Annotated in this window: 1 protein-coding gene; it reads left to right on the top strand. The window is 57.6% G+C overall.

Annotated features, from left to right (window positions below; translation table 11 throughout):
- Positions 1-1,505, top strand: a 1,505-nt coding sequence (locus WH5701_RS00375) for an ABC transporter ATP-binding protein (RefSeq protein ID WP_006169809.1), incomplete at both ends; no start/stop codon positions are given.

Raw genomic sequence — 1,505 nt, 5'->3', positions numbered from 1 at the left:
GAGCCATCGCGCTCGTTCTGGTCAATTTCCTCAGAGTCACCATTCCGCTTGAGGTTCGTAACGTCGTTGACGAGTTACAGCAGGGGTTTTCATACACAGGAATCCTTCGGCAAGCGGGTTGGATCGTGGTGCTCACCAGCACGATGGCGGTGATTCGATTGATCTCACGCCAGCTGGTGTTTGGGATTGGTCGCCAGGTGGAAGTGGATCTCCGACAACGTTTGTTTGAACACATGTTGCGGCAGGAGCCGAACTGGGTTCAAACCACCGGTAGCGGCGAAGTGATCAGCCGGGCCACCAGCGATGTTGAAAACATTCGCCGATTGCTTGGATTCGCCATTCTCAGCCTCACCAACACGCTTTTGGCTTACGCCATGACATTGCCGGCGATGCTGGCGATTGATCCAAAACTCACCCTGGCTGCTGTAGGGCTTTACCCCCTGATGCTTGGCACGGTGCGCTTGTTTGGTGGTCGGATGATGCGCCAACAGCGGGCTCAACAACAAGAACTTGCGGGGTTAAGCAACCTGATTCAGGAGGATTTATCCGGGATCGGTGCGATCAAAATTTATGGACAAGAAGCATCAGAACAGGATGCATTTTCGGGGCGAAACCGGCGCTATCGCGACAGTGCGATCCGCCTCGCACGGACCCGCAGCACACTCTTCCCGCTGCTGGAGGGAATCTCATCGATTTCGCTGCTGCTGCTGCTCGCCATCGGTAGCGGCCAACTCGAGTCAGGAACGCTCAGCATTGGCGGTTTGGTGGCTCTGATCATTTATGTGGAGCAATTGGTCTTCCCCACAGCGCTGTTGGGATTCACGCTCAACACCTTTCAAACCGGACAAGTGAGTCTTGAACGCGTGGAAGAACTTCTCCAACGCGAACCAGCGATCCAGGATCGAACCTCCACAATTTCTATTACCAAGCAGGAGCATGAGCCCCGCGGCCGATTCGAAGCTCGCAATCTCAGAGTTCGCTACGACGGGGCTGATCGCGACACCCTCAACGGACTGACGTTCACGATCGAACCCGGCGAGTTGGTGGCGGTGGTTGGCGCTGTTGGCTGTGGGAAGACAACCCTGGCCAGGGCCTTCGGACGGATGGTGCCTGTGGCGGAAGGAGAACTCTTCCTCGATGGAGTCGACATCACCGATCTCGCCCTACAGGAGCTACGCCACGACGTGGCCATCGTTCCCCAAGAGGGATTTCTGTTCACGAGCACCCTGGCGGACAACCTCCGTTACGGGGAGCCGGAGGCCGACACGGCTCAAGTGGAAACGGCAGCAACTCAAGCACGATTGGCTGACGACATCAAAGGCTTCCCCGACGGCTACAAGACGATCGTGGGAGAACGGGGAATCACGTTGAGTGGAGGGCAACGCCAACGCACGGCCCTCGGTCGCGCCCTCCTGGTGGATGCCCCAGTTCTGGTGCTGGATGATGCCCTCGCCAGCGTGGACAACAACACGGCCGCAGCGATTCTCGACTCCATTCGTGCGCAA

Origin of the sequence: Synechococcus sp. WH 5701 (genome assembly GCF_000153045.1) — a bacterium.
GTDB classification, from domain to species: domain Bacteria; phylum Cyanobacteriota; class Cyanobacteriia; order PCC-6307; family Cyanobiaceae; genus Regnicoccus_A; species Regnicoccus_A antarcticus.
The sequence above is the reverse complement of the archived record's forward strand: the minus strand, read 5'-3'. Positions and strand labels throughout refer to the sequence as shown.